General features: G+C 46.4%; 22 protein-coding genes. 19 read left to right on the forward strand and 3 right to left on the reverse strand.

All coding sequences use genetic code 11. The features are described 5' to 3' along the window. Window positions 1-2: 2 nt before the first annotated feature. From WBM30_RS00630 to purR, 9 genes are all read left to right on the forward strand, one after another. Window positions 3-785, forward strand: coding sequence for a TatD family hydrolase (locus WBM30_RS00630; RefSeq protein WP_424898912.1), 783 nt, complete (start codon window positions 3-5; stop codon window positions 783-785). Further along, window positions 782-1,381, forward strand: coding sequence for a ribonuclease M5 (rnmV, locus tag WBM30_RS00635; RefSeq protein ID WP_424898913.1), 600 nt, complete (start codon window positions 782-784; stop codon window positions 1,379-1,381). Before WBM30_RS00630 ends, rnmV begins: the two co-directional genes overlap by 4 nt. Then, entirely contained in the window at window positions 1,378-2,277 is a 900-nt protein-coding gene (rsmA, locus tag WBM30_RS00640; protein ID WP_424898914.1) for a 16S rRNA (adenine(1518)-N(6)/adenine(1519)-N(6))-dimethyltransferase RsmA, read from the forward strand. The genes rnmV and rsmA overlap by 4 nt, the downstream gene beginning before the upstream one ends. A 264-nt stretch (window positions 2,278-2,541) precedes the next feature. Beyond that, a complete protein-coding gene (locus tag WBM30_RS00645) occupies window positions 2,542-2,799 on the forward strand; it encodes a Veg family protein (RefSeq protein ID WP_086987295.1) in 258 nt (85 codons plus the stop codon). A 239-nt stretch (window positions 2,800-3,038) separates the two neighbouring features. Beyond that, window positions 3,039-3,899, forward strand: a complete 861-nt coding sequence (gene ispE / locus WBM30_RS00650; protein WP_424898915.1) for a 4-(cytidine 5'-diphospho)-2-C-methyl-D-erythritol kinase — start codon at window positions 3,039-3,041, stop codon at window positions 3,897-3,899. Between the two features lie 145 nt (window positions 3,900-4,044). Then, window positions 4,045-4,998 carry a metal ABC transporter solute-binding protein, Zn/Mn family gene (locus WBM30_RS00655; RefSeq protein WP_424898916.1) on the forward strand — a complete coding sequence of 318 codons (954 nt, stop codon included), beginning with the start codon at window positions 4,045-4,047 and terminating at the stop codon, window positions 4,996-4,998. An 18-nt stretch (window positions 4,999-5,016) separates the two neighbouring features. Further along, on the forward strand, window positions 5,017-5,724 hold the full coding sequence (locus WBM30_RS00660; protein ID WP_424898917.1) for a metal ABC transporter ATP-binding protein: 708 nt from the start codon (window positions 5,017-5,019) through the stop codon (window positions 5,722-5,724). Then, window positions 5,670-6,479: a metal ABC transporter permease gene (locus tag WBM30_RS00665; protein WP_424898918.1), complete on the forward strand. Its 810-nt coding sequence runs from the start codon at window positions 5,670-5,672 to the stop codon at window positions 6,477-6,479. The genes WBM30_RS00660 and WBM30_RS00665 overlap by 55 nt, the downstream gene beginning before the upstream one ends. A 158-nt stretch (window positions 6,480-6,637) precedes the next feature. Further along, a complete protein-coding gene (gene purR, locus WBM30_RS00670) occupies window positions 6,638-7,465 on the forward strand; it encodes a pur operon repressor (RefSeq protein ID WP_424898919.1) in 828 nt (275 codons plus the stop codon). A gap of 106 nt (window positions 7,466-7,571) precedes the next feature. On the opposite strand, the gene WBM30_RS00675 is transcribed toward purR, so the two are convergent. Continuing rightward, the gene (locus WBM30_RS00675) at window positions 7,572-8,105 is read right to left on the reverse strand and encodes a cupin domain-containing protein (RefSeq protein WP_424898920.1); all 534 of its coding nucleotides are present in this window, start codon (window positions 8,103-8,105) and stop codon (window positions 7,572-7,574) included. A gap of 206 nt (window positions 8,106-8,311) precedes the next feature. Here WBM30_RS00675 and glmU point away from each other — a divergent pair, with 206 nt between their 5' ends. Both glmU and WBM30_RS00685 read left to right on the forward strand, forming a co-directional pair. Further along, the gene (gene glmU / locus WBM30_RS00680; RefSeq protein WP_424898921.1) at window positions 8,312-9,688 is read left to right on the forward strand and encodes a bifunctional UDP-N-acetylglucosamine diphosphorylase/glucosamine-1-phosphate N-acetyltransferase GlmU; all 1,377 of its coding nucleotides are present in this window, start codon (window positions 8,312-8,314) and stop codon (window positions 9,686-9,688) included. 96 nt (window positions 9,689-9,784) lie between these two features. After that, window positions 9,785-10,765, forward strand: coding sequence for a ribose-phosphate diphosphokinase (locus WBM30_RS00685; protein ID WP_424898922.1), 981 nt, complete (start codon window positions 9,785-9,787; stop codon window positions 10,763-10,765). A 416-nt stretch (window positions 10,766-11,181) separates the two neighbouring features. Here WBM30_RS00685 and WBM30_RS00690 read toward each other — a convergent pair whose 3' ends face one another. Both WBM30_RS00690 and WBM30_RS00695 read right to left on the reverse strand, forming a co-directional pair. Beyond that, complete coding sequence (locus WBM30_RS00690; RefSeq protein WP_424898923.1) at window positions 11,182-12,027, reverse strand: nuclease-related domain-containing protein; 846 nt, start codon at window positions 12,025-12,027, stop codon at window positions 11,182-11,184. Between the two features lie 439 nt (window positions 12,028-12,466). Next, window positions 12,467-13,444, reverse strand: a complete 978-nt coding sequence (locus tag WBM30_RS00695) for an L-lactate dehydrogenase (RefSeq protein WP_086987304.1) — start codon at window positions 13,442-13,444, stop codon at window positions 12,467-12,469. 387 nt (window positions 13,445-13,831) lie between these two features. Here WBM30_RS00695 and pth point away from each other — a divergent pair, with 387 nt between their 5' ends. From pth to tilS, 8 genes are all read left to right on the forward strand, one after another. Next, a complete protein-coding gene (gene pth, locus WBM30_RS00700; protein ID WP_424898924.1) occupies window positions 13,832-14,401 on the forward strand; it encodes an aminoacyl-tRNA hydrolase in 570 nt (189 codons plus the stop codon). 114 nt (window positions 14,402-14,515) lie between these two features. Then, window positions 14,516-18,052, forward strand: coding sequence for a transcription-repair coupling factor (mfd, locus tag WBM30_RS00705; RefSeq protein WP_424898925.1), 3,537 nt, complete (start codon window positions 14,516-14,518; stop codon window positions 18,050-18,052). After that, entirely contained in the window at window positions 18,042-19,664 is a 1,623-nt protein-coding gene (locus tag WBM30_RS00710; protein WP_424898926.1) for a putative polysaccharide biosynthesis protein, read from the forward strand. The genes mfd and WBM30_RS00710 overlap by 11 nt, the downstream gene beginning before the upstream one ends. Window positions 19,665-19,689: 25 nt before the next feature. Next, a complete protein-coding gene (locus WBM30_RS00715; protein ID WP_424898927.1) occupies window positions 19,690-20,748 on the forward strand; it encodes a MazG nucleotide pyrophosphohydrolase domain-containing protein in 1,059 nt (352 codons plus the stop codon). Then, complete coding sequence (locus tag WBM30_RS00720) at window positions 20,735-21,013, forward strand: RNA-binding S4 domain-containing protein (RefSeq protein WP_424898928.1); 279 nt, start codon at window positions 20,735-20,737, stop codon at window positions 21,011-21,013. The genes WBM30_RS00715 and WBM30_RS00720 overlap by 14 nt, the downstream gene beginning before the upstream one ends. A gap of 107 nt (window positions 21,014-21,120) precedes the next feature. Beyond that, window positions 21,121-21,555, forward strand: coding sequence for an FtsB family cell division protein (locus WBM30_RS00725; RefSeq protein ID WP_424898929.1), 435 nt, complete (start codon window positions 21,121-21,123; stop codon window positions 21,553-21,555). Window positions 21,556-21,642: 87 nt separating this feature from the next. After that, window positions 21,643-22,122: a S1 domain-containing RNA-binding protein gene (locus tag WBM30_RS00730; RefSeq protein ID WP_086987310.1), complete on the forward strand. Its 480-nt coding sequence runs from the start codon at window positions 21,643-21,645 to the stop codon at window positions 22,120-22,122. Between the two features lie 88 nt (window positions 22,123-22,210). After that, entirely contained in the window at window positions 22,211-23,608 is a 1,398-nt protein-coding gene (gene tilS, locus WBM30_RS00735) for a tRNA lysidine(34) synthetase TilS (RefSeq protein WP_424898930.1), read from the forward strand. Window positions 23,609-23,622 lie beyond the last annotated feature (14 nt).

The raw sequence follows: 23,622 nt of genomic DNA on the forward strand, positions 1-23,622 counted from the left end.
CTATGAATAAACTATTATTTGATACACACACGCATCTGAATGTGGACGCTTTTGCGGATGATGCGGACGCGGCCATCAAAAGGGCCCATGAAGCCGGTGTCGGAAGCTTTGCGGTCGTAGGATTCGACGCGGACACAATAAAAAAATCGCTCGAATTGAGCACAAAATATCCTGAAATCTACAGTATTATCGGCTGGCACCCTACCGAAGCAGCGACCTATACTGCGGCAGTGGAAGACAGCCTGATGGCACTGCTTGAAGAAAAAAAGGTTGTTGCCATGGGCGAAATGGGGCTGGACTATCACTGGGACACAGCGCCACACGACGTCCAAGCGAAAGTGTTCAGAAGGCAAATCGCGATCGCGAAGGAATTGGAACTGCCTATCAGCATCCATATGCGTGATGCCATCGAAGACACGTACCGCATTTTGAAGGAAGAGGATGTGCGCGACATCGGCGGCATCATGCACAGCTTCAGCGGAGACGTGGACTACATGAAGAAGTTTTTGGATTTGGGCATGCACATTTCGATCAGCGGCGTCGTCACCTTCAAAAAGGCGACCGAAGTCCATGAAGTAGCCAAAGCTGTGCCGATCGAGAGACTTTTGGTCGAAACCGATGCGCCTTATCTGGCGCCTGTTCCTTTCCGGGGAAAGAGAAATGAGCCGGCCTATGTACGCTATGTAGCCGAAAAGATTGCTGAATTACGCGGCCAGACATTCGAACAGATCGCGCTGCAGACAACCAAAAACGCAAATGCATTGTTTGGGTTGGAGGACAGATGAAAATAGAAGAGATCATCGTGGTTGAGGGGAAAGACGACACCAGACGGATCAAGCTGGCGGTGGAGGCTGATACGATCGAAACGAACGGATCCGCAATCAACGAAGAAACCTTGCAACTGATTGCCCATGCGCAAGCGACCCGTGGCGTCATCGTCTTCACCGATCCGGATTATCCGGGCGGGAAGATCCGGGCAACGATTGTGGAACGGATTCCCGGAGTCAAGCATGCGTTCTTACGTAAGGATGACGCGCAATCCCCGAAAGGCGGAAGCCTCGGAATCGAGCATGCTTCTCCGGAAATCATCAGGGAAGCGCTGAAAAATATCTACACGCAAAGGCATGCGGAAACGAGCGACATCGATAGGAAATTCCTGGATGAATGGCATTTGGTCGGACATGCTGACTCAGGCCGTTACCGGGAGTTGCTGGGGGATGCGCTCGGCATCGGCCATACGAATGGGAAACAGTTGTTGAAACGCCTGCGCATGTTCCAATTGGAAAAAGAAGCTGTTAACGTAGCGATGACGACCATTTTGAAAGAACTGGATGAAAAGGATAGCCTGACCGCTTTGCGGCAGGAGGAGGAAAACAAATGAGTGGATTAGAATACCATAAGGATATAGCAACACCGAGCAGAACGAACGCCATCTTAAAAAAATACCATTTGACCATGAAGAAGAGCCTAGGCCAAAACTTTTTGGTGGACCCGAATATATTGACAAAGATGGTTGCTGCAGCCGGCATAGATGAAAACACCAATGTCATCGAAATCGGGCCCGGTATCGGAGCCTTGACGGAACGACTTGCCAGAGAAGCCAAAAAAGTAGTGGCGTTTGAAGTGGACAGACGTTTGGCACCGATTCTGAAGACGGAACTTGCGGAATACGAAAATATCGAAATCATTTTTCAGGATATTCTGGAGGCAAATGTTCCGCAAGTCATCGAAGAGCATTTTGAACCGGCCGAACGATTAGTGGTGGCGGCGAATCTGCCTTACTATATCACGACGCCGATCATCATGAATTTCATAGAGACTGATTTACCGATCGACACGTTTGTAATGATGATGCAAAAAGAAGTCGCGCAGCGTATGACAGCCAAGCCTGGAACGAAAGCATTCGGTTCATTGACGATTGCAATCGACTACTATACCGAAGCCGAGATTGCCTTCATCGTTCCGAAAACCGTTTTTGTACCACAACCGAATGTCGATTCGGCAATCCTGAAACTGCAGCGCAGAGCGGAACCTAAAGTCAAGGTTACAGATGAGGCATTCTTCTTTGATTTGGTGCGGGCCGGTTTCAATCAACGCAGAAAAACGCTCTGGAACAATCTGCAATCCCGCTACGGCAAAACGGAAGAGATCAAGGCAGCTTTGACAGCCGGACTTGAAGAAGCCGGCATTGAGCCTTCAAAACGAGGAGAAGCCCTGAGCATCGAACAATTTGCGGACTTGGCGAATGCTTTGGTCAAATATTTGGACGTTCAATAATCTATCAAAAGATACCCTGATATTTTCTCATCCATAGGCACTATCGATACGGATGCATCACCTTCTGAATCCCGTTGCGAAGGGAAGGTGATGCATCCGTGGTGCAATTTTCCCATCTGCAGTTTTACTAAAAAGAAGTAAAAAAAGTTGATAAGATTTCTTTAAAAAATTATTCGTTTCATAGTTGCGTGCATACGTCCTCTGTGATATACTTGTAAATTAAATTTATCTGTGTTATACTGTGAATCAGTGAGGTGAAACAGAATGCCGGATAATTTGAGTCAGATTAAAGAACAACTGGAATGTCACTTAGGGCAGAAAGTTATGCTGACTGCGCAAGCAGGACGCAAACGCAAGACAGAACGCAAAGGTATTTTACGTGAAACGTATCATGCTGTATTTGTGGTTGATCTAGACCAAAACGAAAATGCATTTGAACGTGTATCATACAGTTATGCAGATGTTTTAACCGAAGCTGTAGAGATCTTATTTTACGATGAAGAAAAATGCCTGTACGCTTAAATTATGTAAGAACTTATTCCAAATAAATCAAACAGACATCGAAATGTCTGTTTTTTTTTATGGAAAAAATCGCTTACGGCAGGCGGAACAGATTGCAGGAAAACCGGTTCCGGGCACCAATTCAGACAATAATGCCAGTTCAGAAAGTAATTCTTGTTTATTGACATATATTTCTTTTAAAAACGGCACGCTTAAGCTAGTATTGTAAGTATAAGAACAGTGGAGAGGAGCGTGGAGCGATGGAATGGATTGAACGTGCACCGGCAAAAATAAATTTGGCATTAGATGTATTGTATAAGCGGGATGACCTTTATCATGAACTCGAAATGGTGATGGCTTCAGTCGACCTCGCGGACCATCTTACGTTTACTCCTCTCGAAAAAGATGAAATCAGAATCTACACGAACAAAGTATTTTTGCCAGTGGATACGCGAAATCATGTCTATCAAGCAGTGAAGCTTCTCAAAGACCGATGCGGGATAAAGAAGGGGATCAAAATCGAAATCGACAAGAAAATCCCTGTAGCTGCCGGATTGGGTGGCGGCAGCACGGATGCCGCTGCAGCTTTGCGTGCGCTGAACAAAATCTGGGATCTGCAGCTTTCTGTGGAGGAGCTGATTGCGATCGGCAACCAAGTAGGCTCTGATGTTCCCTACAGCATAGTGGGCGGCACAGCCTTCGTATCAGGCCGAGGAGAAATCGTCCGCAAACTGCGGCCGATGCCATCTTGTTGGGTGATTTTGGCGAAACCGCGCCTGAGCGTCTCGACGAAGACGATTTTCCGGCTGTTGGCTGTCGAGCAACTGCAGCACAAACCGACTTCCCGCATCGTAGCGCAAGCCATCGAGGAGGGCGACTACGAGCGGATGTGCAAGAACGTTGGCAATGCTTTGGAACAAGTGACCTTCAATAAGCATCCGGAACTGCGCCAATTGAAGGACCGGATGGAGAAGTACGGCCTTGACGGCGTGACGATGAGCGGTAGCGGCCCGACCATCATCGGATTCAGCAGAAACACGTCACGCATCAAAAGAGCCTACAACAGTTTGCGAGGATTCTGCGAAGAAGTATACATGGTAAGACTGCTCAACGAAGATTGAATAGAAAACCGCGAACTCCCCTGAAGGGTTTGCGGTTTTTGCTTGTGAAATGGAAGCGGAATGGTTGACGCGTAGTATCCAATTGTGATAAAGTGTCTATCGGGACTTAAACAGTAATCATTACGTTTTGGAGGAATAATATATTATGCTAAATAGATTGAAATTGACAGGCATTCTTTCTGCAGTAGCCCTTGTTCTGGTTGGGTGCGGAACGAGCGGAAGCAATGAATCGGCCGTTTCTGAGGATGGGATAAAGGTTGTCACAACCTTCTATCCGATGTACGACTTTGCGAAAAACGTGGTAGGCGATAATGGCGAAGTTTCCGTTTTGTTGGATGCTGGACAAGAATCGCATGGCTATGAGCCGACGCCACAGGATATTGCGGCCATCGCTGACGCTGATGTGTTCGTCTACAGCAGCGATGAAATGGAAACGTGGGTACCCAGCGTGCTGGAATCCATTGAATCGAGCGATGTGATCGTTGTCGAAGCTGCCGAGAATATCGCACTTTTTGAATTGGAAGAGGCTGCGGCTGCCGAAGAAGAGCATAGTGATGACGAAGGCGAAGATGCCCACAGCGTCGATCCGCATGTCTGGTTGGATCCGGTATATGCACAAGAGGAAGTCGCCGCCATTTTGGCCGGAGTCCTCGAGGCGGATGAAGCCAACAAAGAGAGTTATGAAGCAAATGCAGCTGCCTTTAATGAAAAATTGGCGGAACTGGATGTGGCTTATCAGACTGCCTTTGAGACTGCCGAAAACCGAACTTTCGTCGTCCAGCACGCTGCTTTTGGCTATATCGCCCGCCGCTACGAACTGACTGAAGTGGCGGTCTCCGAAGTGTCATCCGATGCGGAACCGAATCCTGCCAAACTGGCTGAACTGCAGCAGTTTATGATCGATAATCAGATCACTACCGTTTATTACTCGGACAGTGCCTCCTCAAAAACAGCGCAAACCTTGGCTGAAGCAACAGGTGCCTCTCTGGAAGTGTTGAGCCCGCTTGAAGGGATAACCGATGAAGACCAGAAAGCAGGTAAAGATTATCTGAGTGTGATGGAAGAAAATTTGACAGCTTTGAAAAAAGTGATCCAGTAAGAGAAGAGGGGAATTCAAGTGGACTATATCGATGTACAGCATCTGTCGTTCTATTACGATGATGAACCTGTCCTGCAGGATATCACATTCCAAGTGCACGAAGGGGAATTCGTCATCCTTACAGGCGAAAACGGCGCGGCGAAATCCACTTTATTGAAGAGCATCCTGGGACTATTGAATCCCCGGGAGGGCAGCGCAACGATTTCGAAGGTGAACTATCGTGGGGAAAAGCTTACGATCGGTTATGCACCGCAGCAAATTTCGTCGTTCAATATAGGCTTTCCGAGTAGAGTCCTTGAGTTTGTGGAGTCTGGCAGATACCAAAAAGGTAAATGGTTCAAAAAATTGGATGAAGAAGATCGTACCCATGTAAAAAAAGCTTTGGAATCCGTGGGCATGTGGGAGATGCGCAACAAAAAAATCGGAGAACTTTCCGGTGGTCAGAAACAACGCATCGCTTTGGCCCGTATTTTCGCAACAGACCCGGACTTGTTCGTGCTCGATGAGCCGACAACCGGAATGGACAAGGAATCACGCGAGCGATTCTATCGCTTGCTGAAACACAATTCACAAGTCCACAACAAAGCAATCATCATGGTTACGCATGAGCATGAAGATATCAAAGAGTTCATGGATACCCATATTCAGTTGGTCAGAAAGGAGGATTCGCCGTGGAGATGTTTCTCTATGGATTTATGCAAAGAGCCTTCCAAGCATCAACATTGATCGCAATCATGGCACCTATTTTGGGCCTGCTGCTGATTTTGCGCCGGCAATCATTGATGGCGGACACGCTGTCGCATGTTTCCCTGGCCGGAGTTGCTTTAGGGATGCTTCTTAACATTAATCCGACGCTCACCACATTAGCAATCGTCATTTTGGCAGCAATCGGAATCGAATATTTGCGTGTCATCTTCAAAGGCTATTCGGAAATATCCATCGCGATTCTGATGGCTACGGGGATGGCAGTGGCGTTGGTGCTGATGAGCTTCGTATCGGGGAAGCAGAACGCCAGTGTCGAACAGTATCTGTTCGGATCGATCATCACCATAAACGACGAGCAAATCCTTATTTTGTTGGCTTTGGCAATCATTGTCGTGCTGTTGTATCTGGTTTTCCGTAAACCGTTATATGTGTTGACCTTTGATGAAGATACGGCCCATACAGCGGGCTTGCCCGTCCGTATGATGTCGCTGATGGTTTCTGTGATCACAGGGGTTGCCATTAGCGTAGTGATGCCGATTACTGGTTCACTGTTGGTTTCTTCAATCATGATTCTGCCGGCAGCCATCTCGATGAGGCTGGTGCATACCTTCAACGGTGTCATCCTGCTTGGGATAGGCATCGGTTTGACGGGAATGTACGGTGGACTGTTCGCATCCTACCAATACGGGACGCCTCCCGGAGCCACCATCACTTTGGTTTTCGTGGCCATGTTCATTTTGACGAGTATCTATAAGGTCATCGTTGAAAAGAAGTAGAATCTTAACAATAAGATATATGGACAAGAGCAGAACGTTGCTCTTGTTTTTTTCGCTAAAATTCGATTAAAAACGAACGATCAGCAATTAAAAGCTTCCATTTTTCAGGAATCAACTATATAATAGGGAAAAGAACGCAATATGAGGAGAGATTTGGATTGAAAATAAAGCGCAGTGAACGGTTGGTCGATATGACCCGTTACTTACTAGAAAGACCACATCGGTTGATTTCATTGACCTATTTCGCTAAACGTTATGAATCAGCGAAATCATCCATCAGTGAAGACTTATCCATCATCAAGAAAACATTTGAAGATCGGGGAACAGGGATTGTCGAAACGCTTCCGGGTGCAGCAGGCGGCGTCAAATATATTCCGACAATCACCAAAGAAAATGCCCGCGAAATTATAGAAGAAATGTGCGAAATCATGAACAGCAAAGACCGTCTGCTGCCAGGGGGATACGTTTATCTTTCCGACATGCTCGGCAATCCGGAAATCCTGCAGAAAATTGGACGTGTCATCGCGGCTCAATACGTCGACAAAAAAGTGGATGCAGTCATGACTGTCGCAACTAAAGGGGTTCCGATCGCGCAAGCAGTCGCCACTTATCTGAATGTGCCGTTCGTCATCGTGCGCCGTGATTCGAAAATTACCGAAGGCTCCACAGTGAGCATCAATTACGTTTCAGGTTCATCCGATCGTGTTGAAAAAATGGAACTATCCAAGCGCAGTTTGCCGCGCGGTTCAAAAGTTCTCATCGTCGATGATTTCCTGAAAGGCGGCGGCACCATCAACGGTATGCGCAGCATGATTTCCGAATTTGAATCGGAGACAGTCGGCGTGACTGTATTCGCTGAAGCTGGCTACAATTCCAAACGCGAAGTGTTCGATTATACGTCACTGATCCGCGTAAATAATATCGATCTCAAAGATCATTCCATCAGCGTGGGCTTGGGTAATTATTTCGATTCAAGCATCGATTGATCATAAGCATGAAAAAAGAGCTGGACCCTAAACGCAAGTTTAAGGCCTGGCTCTTTGGTGTGTTGGCAAGAAAAAAGTGCGAATCCCTAAGAGGGGTTGGAGTAGTTCAGGCTTGTTCATTCCTGAAAGAATCCGCCGGCAGGTTTTTGTAGGCCAGTTTTTCCAGAATATCCCCTGAATCAGGGTAAACTTTCAGCAATGCATCAAAAGGCAGCAACTCAAAATCACGGTAATCGAACCCTGGGGAAACCATGCAACTTACGAGTGAGTAGTCTTCTGATGATCCTTCGATGCTGCTCCCAAAGATGACCCCTTTCGGAACCGTAAATTGAAAAAGTTCGCCTTTTTCGGGATGGCGTCCCATTCTGACTGCCTCATACCGGCCGTCGGGATGCAATAAATGGATCGTCAAGGTGCTGCCTTCGTGGAAATACCAAGCTTCATCGGATTTTAAACGGTGAAAATGCGATGGGTTATCTGCAGTCAACAAAAAAAGAATATTGCTGTAGAGATAACGTTCTCGCCGATCTTCGGTGATGATGAGTTCGGGCGAATGTCCGGTTTCACAAAAATAGCCGCCTTCCGCATGTGGCTGAAGCAACAGTTCGTGTATCCAAAATGATGCGGTCGGTTTTATCATTGAAATCAATCCTTTCGATGTATCTTTCTGTCTACAAGTATATCCAAAATACCGGTCAATAAGAAACAATGTATCCGTATTCTTCGTATTTCCATTAGAAAATGAAAAGAAGTCTGTATTTATGCACGACATCATATTGAAAAAAGCACGTTTTTAGGCTAAGATAATTTAGTTGAAGGAATAAAATGAAAAGATAGGAGTTGCTTATGGCTAATCGTTTTGCAATCATACTGGCCGCTGGTCAAGGAACGCGCATGAAAAGTAAGCTTTATAAAGTACTACATGCAGTTTGCGGAAAACCAATGGTAGAGCACGTCGTGGATCAAGTAGAGGCTGCTGGAATTGAGAAGGTAGTGACAATTGTAGGGCACGGTGCAGATACTGTTAAAGGATGCTTGGGTAATCGTTCGGAATATGTATTGCAGGCGCAACAATTGGGAACAGGTCACGCTGTCCTGCAAGCGCAAGCTGTGCTGGAGAACGAAGAGGGCACTACGTTGGTCATCTGTGGAGATACACCGCTCCTGACTGCAGACACGTTGGAATCCTTGCTGCAATACCATGAAGAGAAAAAAGCGAAAGCAACTATCCTGACTGCGCATGCTGCTGATCCGACAGGCTATGGCCGCATCATCAGAAATGCGTCAGATAATGTAGAAAAAATTGTGGAACAAAAAGATGCTTCTCCGGAAGAAGTGCTTGTGCAGGAAATCAATACCGGTACGTATGCTTTCGATAACAAGTTCTTGTTTGCCGCGCTGCAATCAGTAGGCAACAACAACGCGCAAGGTGAGTACTACTTGCCGGATGTCATCGAAATCCTGAAGAACCAAGGCGAAATCGTGACGGCTTATCAGATGAGCGACATGGGAGAAGCTTTGGGTGTGAATGATCGTGTGGCGTTAGCGGAAGCTTCCGTATACATGAAGAGACGCATCAATGAAAAGCACATGCGCAATGGCGTTACCTTGATCGACCCGGATAGTACTTACATCGAATCTGATGTGATGATCGGAAGCGATACAGTCATTGAACCAAACGTGTTCCTGAAAGGGAAAACAATCATCGGTGAAGATTGTTTCATCGGATCAGGCTCAGAACTGAGCAATACAACAATTGGTGATCGTGTCCAAATCAGAAGTTCAAATCTGGAGGACTCCGTGATGGAATCGGACAGCAACATCGGCCCGTTCAGCCACTTGAGACCGAACAGCCACATCGGAAAACGCGTCCATATCGGAAATTTTGTGGAAGTGAAGAATGCGGTATTGAATGAGGACACAAAAGTCGGACACTTGACTTATGTGGGAGATGCGGATCTCGGTAAAAACATCAACGTCGGTTGTGGTACTGTATTCGTGAATTATGACGGCAAACACAAACACCGTTCCAGCATTGGTGACAACACGTTCATCGGCTGCAACGTGAACATTGTGGCGCCTGTCAATGTCGAGGCCAATACATTCCTGGCTGCAGGTTCGACCATCACAAAAGATGTACCTGAAGGCGCGATGGGCATCGCTCGCAGCCGCCAGGAGAACAAACCCGGCTATTGGGAAAAATTACCGCCAGCCAAAAAATAAAACAAAACCTTATACATGTATGGTAGAATGATTTTGAAAATATTATATCAGTATGTGTTTAATTTGGTAAAAACAAAAGATTAACGGAGGATTATCATGACAGAACATTACAAAGATCCAAAACTTAAGATTTTTTCTTTAAGTTCAAATCGCCCTTTGGCTGAGAAAATTGCGGCTGACGTTGGTGTGGAGTTAGGGACCCTTTCTTCATCTCAATTCAGCGACGGTGAAATCAAGATCAACATCGACGAAAGTATCCGCGGTTGCCACGTTTACGTCATCCAATCGACAAGTTCTCCGGTAAACGACCACTTGATGGAACTTTTGATCATGATCGATGCTTTGAAGCGCGCGAGTGCCAAAACAATCAATATCGTATTGCCTTATTATGGCTATGCACGCCAAGACCGCAAAGCGCAATCACGTGAGCCGATCACAGCAAAATTGGTGGCGAACATGATCACCAATGCTGGTGCTGACCGACTGTTGACACTTGATATGCATGCTCCTCAAATCCAAGGTTTCTTCGATATCCCGGTTGATCACTTGTTGGGAGCTCCGTTATTGGCAAGCTACTTCTTGGATCATGAAGTCTTGCATGATGACGTAGTCGTTGTTTCGCCTGATCACGGTGGCGTGACAAGAGCCCGCAAACTGGCTGAATTCATCAAAGCTCCAATTGCCATCATTGACAAGAGAAGACCGAAAGCGAACGTTGCCGAAGTCATGAATATCATCGGTAATGTAGAGGGCAAAAAATGTATCTTGATCGACGACATGATCGATACTGCAGGCACAATCACATTGGCTGCCCAAGCATTGCAGGATGCAGGCGCGTTGGATGTCTATGCTTGCTGCACACATGCTGTATTGTCAGGCCCAGCCATTGACCGTATCAATAATTCCGTAATCAAAGAATTGATCGTTACTGATTCGATCAATATCCCTGCTGACAAAGCCAGCGATAAGATTGTACTGGTATCTGTGTCACAATTGATTGCCGAAGCAATCAAACGTATCCACGAAAACCGCTCAGTAAGCCCGTTGTTCCAAGAAAAATTTGTAATCATCGACTAAGAATCCGACGATTGAAAAAAAGTCCTCCTTGGAGGGCTTTTTTTGTTTAAGGGTGAGGGCTGTGCGCTTGCGGGGTGGCATGAATGGAGCGCTGTGTGTGGCTGGTGCGGCTGGAAAAGATGAATAACCCGAAAGAATTCATGTTTCCGGGCCCAAATCTGGGCGAAAAGATGAATAGTTCAAAAGAATTCATGTTTTCAAGCACAAATCGGGACGAAAAGATGAATAACTCGAAAGAATTCATGTTTTCGGGCACAGGCAGGGCCCGAGCCCCCTGCGACAAGAGATAGAACTTGTGTCCCGGCTGGAACAAGTTCCAAATGCAAACAAAATAAGACGCGCAAATGACCGGGCTGTTACCCGGTTATTTGCGCGTCGCGTTATTACAGCGCCTTCACGAATTAGGAAAATATTCATCAAATGAAATATCGCCCGCGGTTTTTCCCCATCATTTGGAATTCTGACTTAAGTATATTGCTTATGCGATTTTGGTCACCGACACCACACCAGTCTGTGATGCGGCGGGTTGTAATTTTATCATCCGGAAACAAGATGCGGAAGTCGGATATGCCGGTCCTGATTGCTTCGTTGATGTTTATTTTCTTTCCGCATTCATCGCAAATCTGATGATGGCCTCTAAATGTATTCTTTAGAGTTCCGCAATCTGGACAGGGAACACCTTTTTTCATGTTCTCGTAGTGATATTCTGGTATCTTGAAAGTGTAATTGGGATCGTGCAGAGATACGAGCGAATCTGCAAGTTTATATTGTTCGGCAGTTAGCCCAGTTGTTTTGGGCATATTCCGGAAATGTCCGGGAATTTGACTGGGAAGGATATAGCTGGTTACATTTGGAGCGCCAACCAAGGTGAATTCCGGATTTACGAAAATGACATAAGCCTCCACTTTCATCTGAAGTCCCATCTCCGACAGCAGGAATTCCAATCGTACTTTCGTTCTCTGCAGTTGCATGGATGGATTCTCCAATAATAATCCAGATGATTTTATGAAGGACCCTTCGCCCCACTGATGCATACCTTCATAATTTTTGATTTCGTAGAGTTTGATCATATCTGAGAAAATCAAGAGCGCATCAATCTGGAACGGGGATTCCCTGACTTCCAACTGAAGATCGTTCAAGACAATGCAATTTTCACTGAGGGGCTCGGTGTGTACGTCAAGTCCGCTTTCACCCCCGAATCCCTTCTTTCGATTGATGAACCGGTAATGATCGGCCTTCCCAAGATGGGTGCGCGTGTGCAATATCTCGTAGATGCGCAGAATCTTTGGTTTCGTTCGTTCTTTGTATGCGATAGGAATCCCTCCTGATATGAGTCGTCAAATATAGTATACGCAGATACCTGTAAATGCCTTCCGGAGAGAATGCAAGGTGCTGTCGCTTGATCTGTAAAGGGAAGCAATCCATGTCTGCGAGTACGTTTGCTGTTTGTGGCCGGAAAAGATGAATAACTCGAAAGAATTCATGTTTTCGAGACCAAAACAGGGCGAAAAGATGAATAACCCGAAAGAATCCATGTTTTCGAGCCTAAATCAGGGCGAAAAGATGAATAACTCGAAAGAATTCATGTTTTCGAGCCCCCAAACCCAAACCCAAACCCAAACCCCGCATCACCGAAACCCGCAACAAAAAAACACCCGTCGTCCCTAAAAGGGACTGACGGGTGCTTGAGATCGAATACGATTATTTTGCGTCTGCTTCCAGGCTGGCGAATCCTTCTTCCAACACTTTTTTCAATGTGTTAGCGGATAAATCCATTTTTTCCTGTTCTGCATCAGATAAAGGAATTTCGATGATGTTGCGGATACCGGAACGGTTGATGACTGCCGGTACGCCGATAAAGATATCTTTGTGTTCATATTCTCCATCCAAATAGACGGATAAAGGCATGATCGCATTTTCATCATTCAGGATCGCTTTTGTGATACGGGCTAAAGCTACAGCGATACCGTAGAAAGTCGCTCCTTTTTTCTCGATGATTTCATATGCAGCATCGCGCACTTTGAAGAAGACGTCGACTAAAGCTTTTTCATCGACAGCAGAAGTTTGTTTCACCCATTCATAAATCTGCAGGCCACCAACGTTAGCATGGGACCAGACAGGGAATTCGGTGTCGCCGTGTTCCCCTAAGATATAGGCGTGAACATTACGGGTATCAACGCCTACAAGCGCAGCGATGCTTTGGCGGAAACGAGCACTGTCCAGAGAAGTACCGGAACCGATGACGCGGTTAGCAGGAAGTCCTGAGAATTTCCAAGTTGCATAAGTGAGGACATCCACTGGATTGGATGCTACCAAGAAAATGCCGTCGAAACCGCTAGCCATGATTTCTCCGATGATTGACTTGAAGATACGCAAGTTCTTGCTTACTAGATCGAGACGTGTTTCACCAGGTTTTTGAGCAGCTCCTGCAGTCAATACAACGATATCAGCGTCGTGGCAATCTGCGTATGATGCTGCATAGATTTTCTTGGGTGAGGTATAAGCTAGAGCATGGGAAAGATCGATGGCGTCTCCCTCTGTTTTCGCTTTGTTGATATCAATGATACCCAACTCATGACCAATATTTTGTGTAACCAATGCAAACGCATAACTTGACCCTACAGCGCCGTCACCGACTAAAATAATTTTTTGTCCCGTATTTCCACTCAATTCTGCCATTATAATGCTCCTCTCGCTATTTGCTGATTCTATTATAACACTAAACAAAGGTGATTACTCTTTGGGCCTATCTCACTCGGCAAAGATTTTCAGAACCAGCGATGATTGCGCGAAAGTGATAGACAGTGAACAACCTGTGAAATATTATATAAAGATATTATAAAATAAAACACTGCTGTTTTCAATGGGTAATTGCGATTTTGTTCACAATATTTTTTGCGGGTCCCAAATCGATTTCTTACGAATATCCGATGATTGTGGTATACTGTTCAAAAGCAAACTGTGCGGATTACATCCGTGCGGCCTTTTTTGGCGTAATAGAGAAGGAAAGCATGCGCTTGTTCTCTTGCGAACGTAACTATGACTGGAAACAATAGGGGAAAATAAATGAAAATGATCGTTGGATTAGGAAACCCAGGTCCTAAGTATACCGACACGAAGCACAATGTCGGCTTTATTGCCTTGGATGAATGGGCTTTTCAGAATAAAGAGAAATACAATAAAAATAAATTTGAAGCGTTATATATAGAAACGACGGTAAACGGTGAAAAAGTTTTATTCGTCAAACCGCTGACTTTCATGAATGATTCGGGAAGAGCGGTAAGACCGCTGATGGATTACTACAGCATCCCGATCGAAGATTTGGTTGTCGTCTATGATGATATGGATATGCCGGTAGGCAAAATAAGGCTTCGCCAAAAGGGTGGTGCTGGCGGACATAACGGCATCAAAAGTTTGATACAGCACTTAGGGACACAGGATTTCAACCGGATTCGCATAGGGGTCGGAAGGCCTCAACATAATATGACGGTCATTCAGCACGTGCTGAGCCCGTTTCCGAAAAATGAACACGCCGAAATGTTGCACTCCGTAAAAGAAAGTGTGGATGCAATCGACCATTTCATCAAAGGGAACAATTTTTTGGAGACAATGAATCAATTCAATAAAAAAGGTTAGGTTCAGCTTCAGCTGGACCTCTTTTGTGTCTGCTGCCCAACCTGCATAGGTGAATCAAGATGAAGGCGATAACCTTTTTTACTGCAGAACATACCATGAACGAGGAGAATATTCATGAAAGAAATAGAGAAATATTTAAAGAGCACAAATAATATACAGACGGTGTTGTCAGAAATCAATGCAGAACTGCCGCAATTGGTGGCTGGGCTTTCTGGATCAGGCCGTAATCTGTTGACGAGTATCCTGTTCGAAGAACTGCAGAAGCCGGTCATCGTCTTGACCCCCAATTTGCTCCAAGCAACCCAAGTGTATGAGGACATCAGCCAACTGGCACCGGACGTTCCCATCCAAATCTTTCCTGTAGAGGAATCGGTCGCTGCGGAATTGGCTTTTTCATCACCTGAATACCGCAGCCAACGGGTCGAAACATTGGATTTTCTGAAGAGCGGCAAAAAAGGGATCGTCGTGATTCCAGCTGCCGGATTCAAAAAAATCCTCTCTCCGGCTTCAATCTGGGAAACGCATTGCCTTGATTTTTCCATTGGCATGGAGTTGAATCTGGACAGCCTGCCTGAAAAATTGGTTGCAATGGGCTATACCCGTGAACGGATGGTTGCCAGCCCGGGTGAGTTCAGCATACGCGGAGGCATCATCGACATCTACGCCCTGAACGAGGAGAACCCATTGCGATTGGAACTATTCGATACCGAAATCGATACATTGCGCTATTTTGATGCCTACACGCAAAAGTCCAGCGAATCTATCGAAACTGTCCGAATCTTGCCGGCGCATGACACAATTTTCACGAAAGAAGAGATAGCAAAGCAAGCAAGCGCGGTAGAGAAAAAGGCTGAAAAGGCCATCAAAGGCATCAAAAATCAAGAGGTCAAAGAAAGTATGACGCGTGTATTCTCCGAGCTGACAGACAATATGAAGCGCGGTGAACTATCGAGGGATCCGCAATTGTATACAAGTTTGGTCTATCCGGAACAGCCTACAGTTTTGGACTACATTGCTGAAGATGCACTGCTGATTGTGGATGATTATAGCCGCATCCTTGAAGTGGAAAGGACAATCGAAAGTGAGTCCTCGGAATGGAAGCTGGCCAAAGTGTCGGAAGGCGTGTGCCTGCCTTCACAGGATTTCAGCGCCGATATCCGCGAGGTAATCAAAAAATCCAAACAGCACCGGATTTATTACGCTCTGTTTCATAGAGGATTCGGCAACATGCGGTTCCATGGAGTCTATCCTTTCCAATACCGCACATTGAACAATTTCTTCAGTCAGATGCCGCAAGTCAAGTTGGAAATGGAGCGTTGGCTCAAGCAGCATATGACGGTATTCGTCATGGTTCCTTCCCTGGAACGTGCTGAAAAGGTGCAACGGATATTTGCGGATTTCGGCATCCATAGCTACATCAGAGGAAACGATCCGTTTATTCCCGGAAAAGTGAATATCATGATTGGCGGAATGGCGAACGGATTTGAATTGCCGCAGGAAAAAGTCGTGTTCGTCACTGAAAAGGAACTCTTCAACAAAGTCACGAAGAAGCAACCTCGCCGCCAGAAAATGACAAATGCCGAGAGATTAAAGAGCTATACAGAACTGGATCCTGGTGACTATGTTGTCCATGTGAATCACGGGATAGGTCTCTACACAGGCATGGAAACCATCGAAGTTGGCGGCGTCCACCAAGATTACATGTCGATCGCATACCAGGAAGGCGCTAAATTATTCATTCCTGTAACACAAATCCATTTGATTCAAAAATATGTGTCTTCCGATGCCAAAACGCCTAAAATGCACAAGTTGGGCGGAACGGAATGGGCGAAAACGAAAAAGAAAGTCGCCTCGAAAATCGAAGACATCGCCGATGAATTGATCGAACTGTACGCCAATAGGGAATCTGAAAAGGGATACGCCTATCAACCTGATACGCCGGAGCAGCTCGAATTCGAAAATGCCTTCCCTTATACCGAAACCGACGATCAGCTGCGCAGTACCGCTGAAATAAAGGCGGACATGGAGAACATCAAACCGATGGACCGCTTGCTGGTTGGTGATGTCGGATACGGCAAAACGGAAGTGGCGATGCGCGCCATTTTCAAGGCGGTGCAGGAAGGAAAGCAAGCTGCATTCCTTGTCCCTACGACCATCTTGGCGCAACAGCATTATGAATCGTTGACGCAACGGTTTGAAGAGTACCCATTTGAGATCGGTTTGCTGAGCCGTTTCCGCACGAAAAAACAGCAAGAGGAAACATTGGCGGGCGTCCGCAAAGGCACGGTCGACATCGTCATCGGCACGCATCGGATCTTATCGAAGGACGTCGTGTTCGCTGACTTGGGATTGCTGGTGGTCGACGAAGAGCAACGTTTTGGTGTGAAGCACAAAGAACGTTTAAAACAGATGAAAGCCTCTGTGGATGTTTTGACGTTGACCGCAACGCCGATACCGCGTACCCTCCATATGTCGATGCTGGGGGTCAGGGATCTCTCTGTCATCGAAACACCGCCTGCCAACCGTTATCCGGTTCAGACATATGTCATGGAACAGAACAACGGAGCCGTCCGGGATGCGATCGAAAGGGAAATGGCCCGCGGAGGTCAAGCCTTCTACCTCTACAATCGGGTTGAAACAATCGAGAAGAAAGCCGAAGAGATCCGCGAACTCGTTCCTGATGTCCGTGTCGCAGTGGCGCATGGCCAGATGACCGAAGTTCAGCTTGAAAATGTCATCATGGATTTTATTGAAGGCCGCTACGATGTGCTTGTAACCACAACCATCATAGAAACGGGTGTGGATATCCCAAATGTCAACACACTCTTCATAGAAAATGCCGATCGGATGGGATTGTCCCAGCTCTACCAGCTACGCGGACGTGTCGGCAGAACGAATCGGATTGCCTACGCTTATTTAATGTATCAGCCGAACAAAATGCTGACGGAAGTCAGTGAGAAAAGATTGCAGTCCATAAAGGAATTCACGGAACTGGGCGCAGGTTTTAAAATTGCCATGCGCGACTTGTCGATCCGTGGAGCAGGGAACCTTTTGGGTGCACAACAACACGGCTTCATCGACTCGGTCGGATTCGATCTGTACTCCGAGATGTTGGGAGAGGCAGTTGCAGTCAAACGAGGCCTGAAAGCGAAAACGAAGCGTTCCATCGTTGAAATCGACTTGAGCATCGACGCATACATACCTGCCGATTATATAGAGGATGAGCGTCAAAAAATCGACTTCTACAAACGAATCCAACGTATCGACGGCTTGGATGATCATGATGAAATCGAAACGGATCTGATCGATCGCTTCGGTGATTATCCGCAAGAGGTTTCCGATCTGTTGGAGGTCGGTTTGATCAAAAATTACGCCGAGAAGAGTCAGATCGAAACAATCAAACGCCAAGGCGAGACAATCGTCATCACCTTCTCACAGGAAGCGACAGTTCGCTTGCAAGGACCGGCTGTGTTTGAGGCGCTCAGCAAAATCCCGTTGAAGGCACAGATCAATTTGAATAATGCCAAATTGGTTGTCAGTCTGGTCATAGGGAAATTACCGAACCGCCAATGGCTGAATCATCTTAATGCATTCGTCAAAGCCTGCGTCGCCGAAACAAACGAAACAACGGGAGAAACAAATGGAAAATAATCGTTTGAAGCAGATGATGAAGGGTGCTTTGTTACTGTCTTTGGCCGCTTTTATCAGCAAGATACTCAGCGCAGTCTATCGGGTGCCGTTCCAGAATATGGTGGGAAATACAGGTTTCTATGTATACCAGCAAGTTTATCCTATCTATGGCATCGGTATGACGTTCGCATTGTCAGGTTTTCCGGTATTCCTTTCCAAGATGATTGCGGAAACGCCGGATAGCTGGACCCGCAGGATGATGGTGAAGCGCAGTCTGGTCATACTTGGCATTTTCGGCTTTATCCTGTTCCTTGGCATCTATGGTTTTTCCGGTCAACTAGCGCTGCTGATGGGGGACCCTGACTTGCAACCTATTTTGCAGTCTGTATCCTGGATGTTTTTGTGGATGCCGATACTGGCGACGTTGCGGGGGTACTTCCAAGGCAACTACCGCATGGAGCCGACTGCGATTTCGCAGGTGGCGGAGCAACTGGTGCGGGTCGGGGCGATCCTTTTCGCTGCTTATCTGTACACAAAAACACAAGGCGACCTTTATGCGATGGGCGCAAATGCCATGAGCGGCGCGACTGTGGGTGCAGTGCTGGCCAGCCTGATTCTGTTGGTTGCCTATTACAAAGAAAGACGAAATCATGATTCTTCACCACGTAATGATCGACAGTCAAAACAAGAGGCGCCCACCGCACAATGGGGAAGCCTAGTCCGACGCTATGCGACTGAAGGGACGACTATTTGCCTGCTCAGCGCTATCCTTGTGCTGTTCCAACTCATCGATTCCTTTACGCTCTATAACGGCTTGCTGGATGGCGGTATAGCCAGCGAATTGGCAAAAAATGTCAAGGGTATCTATGACCGGGGCCAACCGTTAGTACAGTTGGGCATGGTTGTGGGGACCGGATTTTCGGCCAGCTTCATCCCAATGATGAGCCAAGCGCATGCGCAAGGACGCCAAGGCGAATTTACCCGATCCGCCGTCTCGTTGCTGCGGATGACAAGCGTTTTTTCGGCTGCCGCGGTGACGGGACTACTGGCTATTTTGCCGAACGTCAATAATATGCTCTTCGGAGACCAGGAAGGCATCGCAGTTTTGTCCGTATATATTTTGGCCATTTTTGCGGCTTCAATCATGACCGCCTACCATTCCATTTTGCAAAGTCTGGGTCAATACAAGATTTCCTTGGTTGCCTTGGCGGTTGGTCTTGCGGTCAAGGTCTTCGGGAATCTGCTGTTGGTGAAATCGTTGGGGACAATGGGAGCAAGCATCGCTTTGATAGCCGGTCTGGGTGCCATGCTGCTGGTGCTTTGGTTGAACAGTGAACGCGCCTTGCGGGAAGTCTGGTTTACGGATCGCTTTTTCCTCAAACTTATGGCAGGCTGTGTTGTCCTTTTTATAACGGTAGATGCGTTGCGGATCGGTTTGGAAGGGTATGTCTTTACGGACGGAGGCCGGCTTATGGATTCCGTGATAGCATCTGTGACTGTTTGTGCTGGTGTAGCCGTGTTCTTATGGTATATTCTAAAAGTAAGGCTATTGACTTTACGGGAGTGGATAAGTATTCCGTTCGGGAAAAAACTGCTGCGTAAATTGCCGGATAAAACGAGCGACTTAAAATAGAAAAAAGTTACAGAAGGAGAAATTTATGGGTAAAATTCAAATAATGGGGCTTGGGGCCGGTGATTTGGAACAACTGCCTTATGGCGTATACAGTCGCTTGCTGGCAGCTGAATTCGTCCATCTGCGGACCAAAGAGCATCCGGTCGTTGAGAATCTGAAGGCTGCAGGCGTGCAGTTTGAAAGTTTTGATCACATATATGAATCGAAGGATAATTTTGATGACGTATACCGTCAGATAGCAGATTATTTATTGGAAAAAGCAAAGACGCAAGATCTGATTTATGCCGTGCCGGGACACCCATTGGTTGCGGAGGACTCCGTTAAGCATTTGCTGGAAAACGAGGCGGGGATCGATGTGGAAATCGTCGGCGGAAAGAGTTTCATCGACGACTTCTTTCAGGCGGTGGCCATCGATCCGATTGAGGGCTTCCAGTTGTTGGATGGTTTGTCCTTCCACCAGGACCAGCTGAGTTTAGGCAATCACCTGATCATCATGCAGGTTTTCAATGAATTTGTCGCCAGCGATGTGAAATTGAAGCTGATGGAGAAATATCCGGATGAGCATCAAGTGGCTTTGGTCGATGCGGCAGGAACCAAGATGCAGAAAGTGACTTGGTGCCCGTTGTACGAGATGGACAGGCTTGAGGGCGTGCATAACCTGCTTTCTTTGTATGTTCCGCCGCTTGATACAGATGAACGCACGAAAAGTTTTGAGTTGACCCAGGCCTACATGGATGCCATCGTAGAAAAAGATGTTTGGGTACAATCGCAGACCCACGAAAGTCTGTTGCCTTATCTGAAGGAAGAATGCGAAGAAGTGGCGGAAGCAATCCAGAACGATGATATTGATAACCTGATCGAAGAGTTGGGCGATATTCTTCTCCAAGTTTTTTATCACGCCTCTTTTGGCGAACGGGAAGGCTTTTTCACGATGGAAGATATCCTGGAAACATTGAACAAAAAATTGCGCCGCCGCCATCCGCATGTTTTTGATGGGGTGAAGGCTGATACGATCGAAGAAATCGATAAGATGTGGCAAGCAATAAAAGTAAAAGAAAAGGGGAATTCTGATGAGACTAGATAAATTTTTGAAAGTTTCCCGCTTGATCAAACGCAGATCAGTGGCCAAAGAAGTGGCGGACAAGGGGCGCATCCTGATCAACGGCAAGCAAGCTAAGTCGAGTTCGACTGTCAAAGCCGGAGATGAAATGACGCTACAATTCGGGAACAAAACCGTCGTCGTGCGCGTCGACAAAATCGTGGAAACGACCAAAAAAGATGAAGCGCAGGAAATGTATACCCTCATCAGCGAAACGGTTGCACCCAGACCGGAAGAAAATCGCTTCTGATGATGCGAAAGGCCATGGACAATCCGCGCTGTTTCTTCTATACTTTTACATGAGTAAAACTATTCAGAGATAATGTGGATGTGGAAGTTTTCAAGGAGGCGATCGGGGTGAAGGAAAAGACGAAGAAAACGACAGCTGACAACGTTACCGTGATGCAAAATGATTTTACCAAGGCGCAGCACAGTCAGAAACGTATATTTCAGAGGGAAAAGAAAGCCCATATGAGAAGATTGTCCCTGATTTTTTTCTTCGGCGCTGCCCTGATTTTGCCTTGCCTGTGGAAAACAGTCGGAAACTGGCTGGAAATCCGTAATCTCGATTCTGCCATTGCTTTGGCCCAAACAGCGAAAAAGCAGGCTAAGGACGAAAATACGCAATTGACTTATGAAGTCAAATTGTTGCAGGATGATGAATACATCGCCAAATTGGCGCGCGGTAAATATTATTTGAGTAAAGATGGTGAAATCATCTTCAGTTTGCCTGAAGATAATCAGACAAAAATGGCCGAGAAACAAGAGCATGCGGCAGATTCGGATTCATGAATCCATTGATGAATAAAGATTCTATTTTTTTCTGCAAAATCCGTGTTATAATTAGCTGAGCAAAAATGAAGGAGGAACTTTTTTTTTATGTCAATTGAAGTTGGAAATAAAGTATCAGGAAAAGTTACAGGGATTACAAATTTTGGTGCATTCATTGATTTAGGTAGCGGTAAGACAGGATTAGTTCATATTAGTGAAATTTCTGATACTTTTGTAAAGGAAATAAAGGATGTTTTGAAGGTTGGCGATGAAGTGATCGTAAAGGTTATGTCCATTGCCGATGATGGGAAGATTGGCCTATCCATCCGTAAAGCTGTGGACAAGCCAGCAGGGGAAGTTACCAGACCCCAACGAGAAAGTAGACCTTATCAAAAAAGTACAACTCCTCGTCCAGAAGGTTCTTTTTCCAAAGGCAGAAAAGATTTCTCAGCCCATCAGGATAAAGGTCTTAAAAACGACTTTGACTCGTTGATGAGCAGCTTCTTAAAGGACAGCGAAGACCGTCTGACTTCCATAAAGCGCAATACGGAAGGCAAACGTGGCGGCCGTGGCGGCAGACGTGGATAGAAAATAGTAATTTCTAGAGGATGGGCAAAAGGGAAACCGATTGTCGCACCCTCTTTTTTGCTTTACTAGGAAAGAGAGCAGGGATGTTATGCAGGAATATATTCTGCGTCTATGCAAAGAGTTGGAACGCCAGCAACTTTGGGATAAAGAAAGCCGTTTGCTTTTGGCGGTATCAGGAGGTGCGGATTCCATGGCGTTGCTGGGGCTTGTCCAACAGCTACCGTCGGAATGGCAACCGCAGTTCGCGGTGGTGCATGTCCACCATCATCTTAGGGAAGAGTCAGATGAGGAATTCCGGATGATCCAAGACTACTGTCAAAATAAAAGGATACCATTTTTTTCAGAACACTGGTCCGAAGAAAGCCACCCGAGGTCGAACCTGGAAATGGCAGCAAGAGAATTCCGCTATGCCTTCTTTGCTGATATGATGGAAAAATGGCCAGCGACTCACTTGGCGACAGCTCACCATGCCGATGATCAATTGGAGACGATTCTGATGCGTCTGGTGAGGGGGAGCACGCTGAAAGGTATCTCCGGAATCTCAATGACGCGTACTTTTGGCCCTGGGCAACTCGTCCGCCCGCTGTTGGCGTTTCAAAAAGACGAACTTTATCAGATTTGTGGAATGGCTGGAATTCCTTATCGGGAAGATAGAACCAATTCAGAGCTGACTTTCACGCGGAACAGATACCGGCACAGCATCATTCCCCTACTGAAGGCGGAAAACAACCAAGCATCCAAGCATTTCGGCGATTTTTCGGAAGATCTGCAGGATGTATTGACTGCCGTTCAACCTCTTGTAGTCCAGTCGTTTCGTTCGTTGTTCACCAAAGTTGAAGCGGACTGGGTATTGGATCTGGTCGCATGGCAAATGTGTAACGGTTCCTTGCAACGGCTCACGCTTAGTCATTTTGTGACGGAGCAGATGATACCGGCAGGACATGACTTCCGGAGGAGCCAGTTGACTGCCATCATGGATCTTATCGAAAACCAATCTCCCCAAAAGCAAATATCTTTGGCAGGAGGGTGGCAGGCCAGAAAAAGGTATGATAAACTTACTTTCTTATCCCCTGATTCTGTCAGGATCGCTTTTTCCGATTTTTCTGAAGTATTGGAGCTAAATAAATGGGTAACCTTGCCTTCTCATGGTAGAATAGGATTATTTCATGGCGATAATGCGTTTTCAAAAGGACTACCGGAGGATGCTCAGATCGTTGGAATCAAGGACGATTTGGCACTGATGCCTTTTACTGTGCGTTCCCGGCATACGGGCGACAAGATAGTTTTGAACAAAAATCAGCCATTCACAAAAAAAGTGAGCCGGCTTTTTGTGGATAAGAAAATTCCGGATGAAGAAAGACGAAAAGCCTGTATCGTCACTGATGACGAGGGACGTATTCTATGGGTGCCGGGCTATGCCCAGTCCGTCTGGTTGTCCGAGAATGACAATGAACAAACGCGTTATAGATTGATTTACATTAAATAAAATTTTGAGGTGAA

The sequence above is a fragment of the Trichococcus sp. genome, from assembly GCF_049684335.1.
Lineage (GTDB): Bacteria > Bacillota > Bacilli > Lactobacillales > Aerococcaceae > Trichococcus.

Excerpts from the sequence above, each read along its gene's own strand:
- WBM30_RS00630 (WP_424898912.1), top strand. The coding sequence starts at position 3 with ATGAATAAACTATTATTTGATACACACACGCATCTGAATGTGGACGCT.
- rnmV (WP_424898913.1), top strand. The coding sequence starts at position 782 with ATGAAAATAGAAGAGATCATCGTGGTTGAGGGGAAAGACGACACCAGA.
- rsmA (WP_424898914.1), top strand. The coding sequence starts at position 1,378 with ATGAGTGGATTAGAATACCATAAGGATATAGCAACACCGAGCAGAACG.
- WBM30_RS00645 (WP_086987295.1), top strand. The coding sequence starts at position 2,542 with ATGCCGGATAATTTGAGTCAGATTAAAGAACAACTGGAATGTCACTTA.
- ispE (WP_424898915.1), top strand. The coding sequence starts at position 3,039 with ATGGAATGGATTGAACGTGCACCGGCAAAAATAAATTTGGCATTAGAT.
- WBM30_RS00655 (WP_424898916.1), top strand. The coding sequence starts at position 4,045 with ATGCTAAATAGATTGAAATTGACAGGCATTCTTTCTGCAGTAGCCCTT.
- WBM30_RS00675 (WP_424898920.1), bottom strand. The coding sequence starts at position 8,105 with ATGATAAAACCGACCGCATCATTTTGGATACACGAACTGTTGCTTCAG.
- glmU (WP_424898921.1), top strand. The coding sequence starts at position 8,312 with ATGGCTAATCGTTTTGCAATCATACTGGCCGCTGGTCAAGGAACGCGC.
- WBM30_RS00685 (WP_424898922.1), top strand. The coding sequence starts at position 9,785 with ATGACAGAACATTACAAAGATCCAAAACTTAAGATTTTTTCTTTAAGT.
- WBM30_RS00695 (WP_086987304.1), bottom strand. The coding sequence starts at position 13,444 with ATGGCAGAATTGAGTGGAAATACGGGACAAAAAATTATTTTAGTCGGT.
- pth (WP_424898924.1), top strand. The coding sequence starts at position 13,832 with ATGAAAATGATCGTTGGATTAGGAAACCCAGGTCCTAAGTATACCGAC.
- mfd (WP_424898925.1), top strand. The coding sequence starts at position 14,516 with ATGAAAGAAATAGAGAAATATTTAAAGAGCACAAATAATATACAGACG.
- WBM30_RS00710 (WP_424898926.1), top strand. The coding sequence starts at position 18,042 with ATGGAAAATAATCGTTTGAAGCAGATGATGAAGGGTGCTTTGTTACTG.
- WBM30_RS00715 (WP_424898927.1), top strand. The coding sequence starts at position 19,690 with ATGGGTAAAATTCAAATAATGGGGCTTGGGGCCGGTGATTTGGAACAA.
- WBM30_RS00720 (WP_424898928.1), top strand. The coding sequence starts at position 20,735 with ATGAGACTAGATAAATTTTTGAAAGTTTCCCGCTTGATCAAACGCAGA.
- WBM30_RS00730 (WP_086987310.1), top strand. The coding sequence starts at position 21,643 with ATGTCAATTGAAGTTGGAAATAAAGTATCAGGAAAAGTTACAGGGATT.
- tilS (WP_424898930.1), top strand. The coding sequence starts at position 22,211 with ATGCAGGAATATATTCTGCGTCTATGCAAAGAGTTGGAACGCCAGCAA.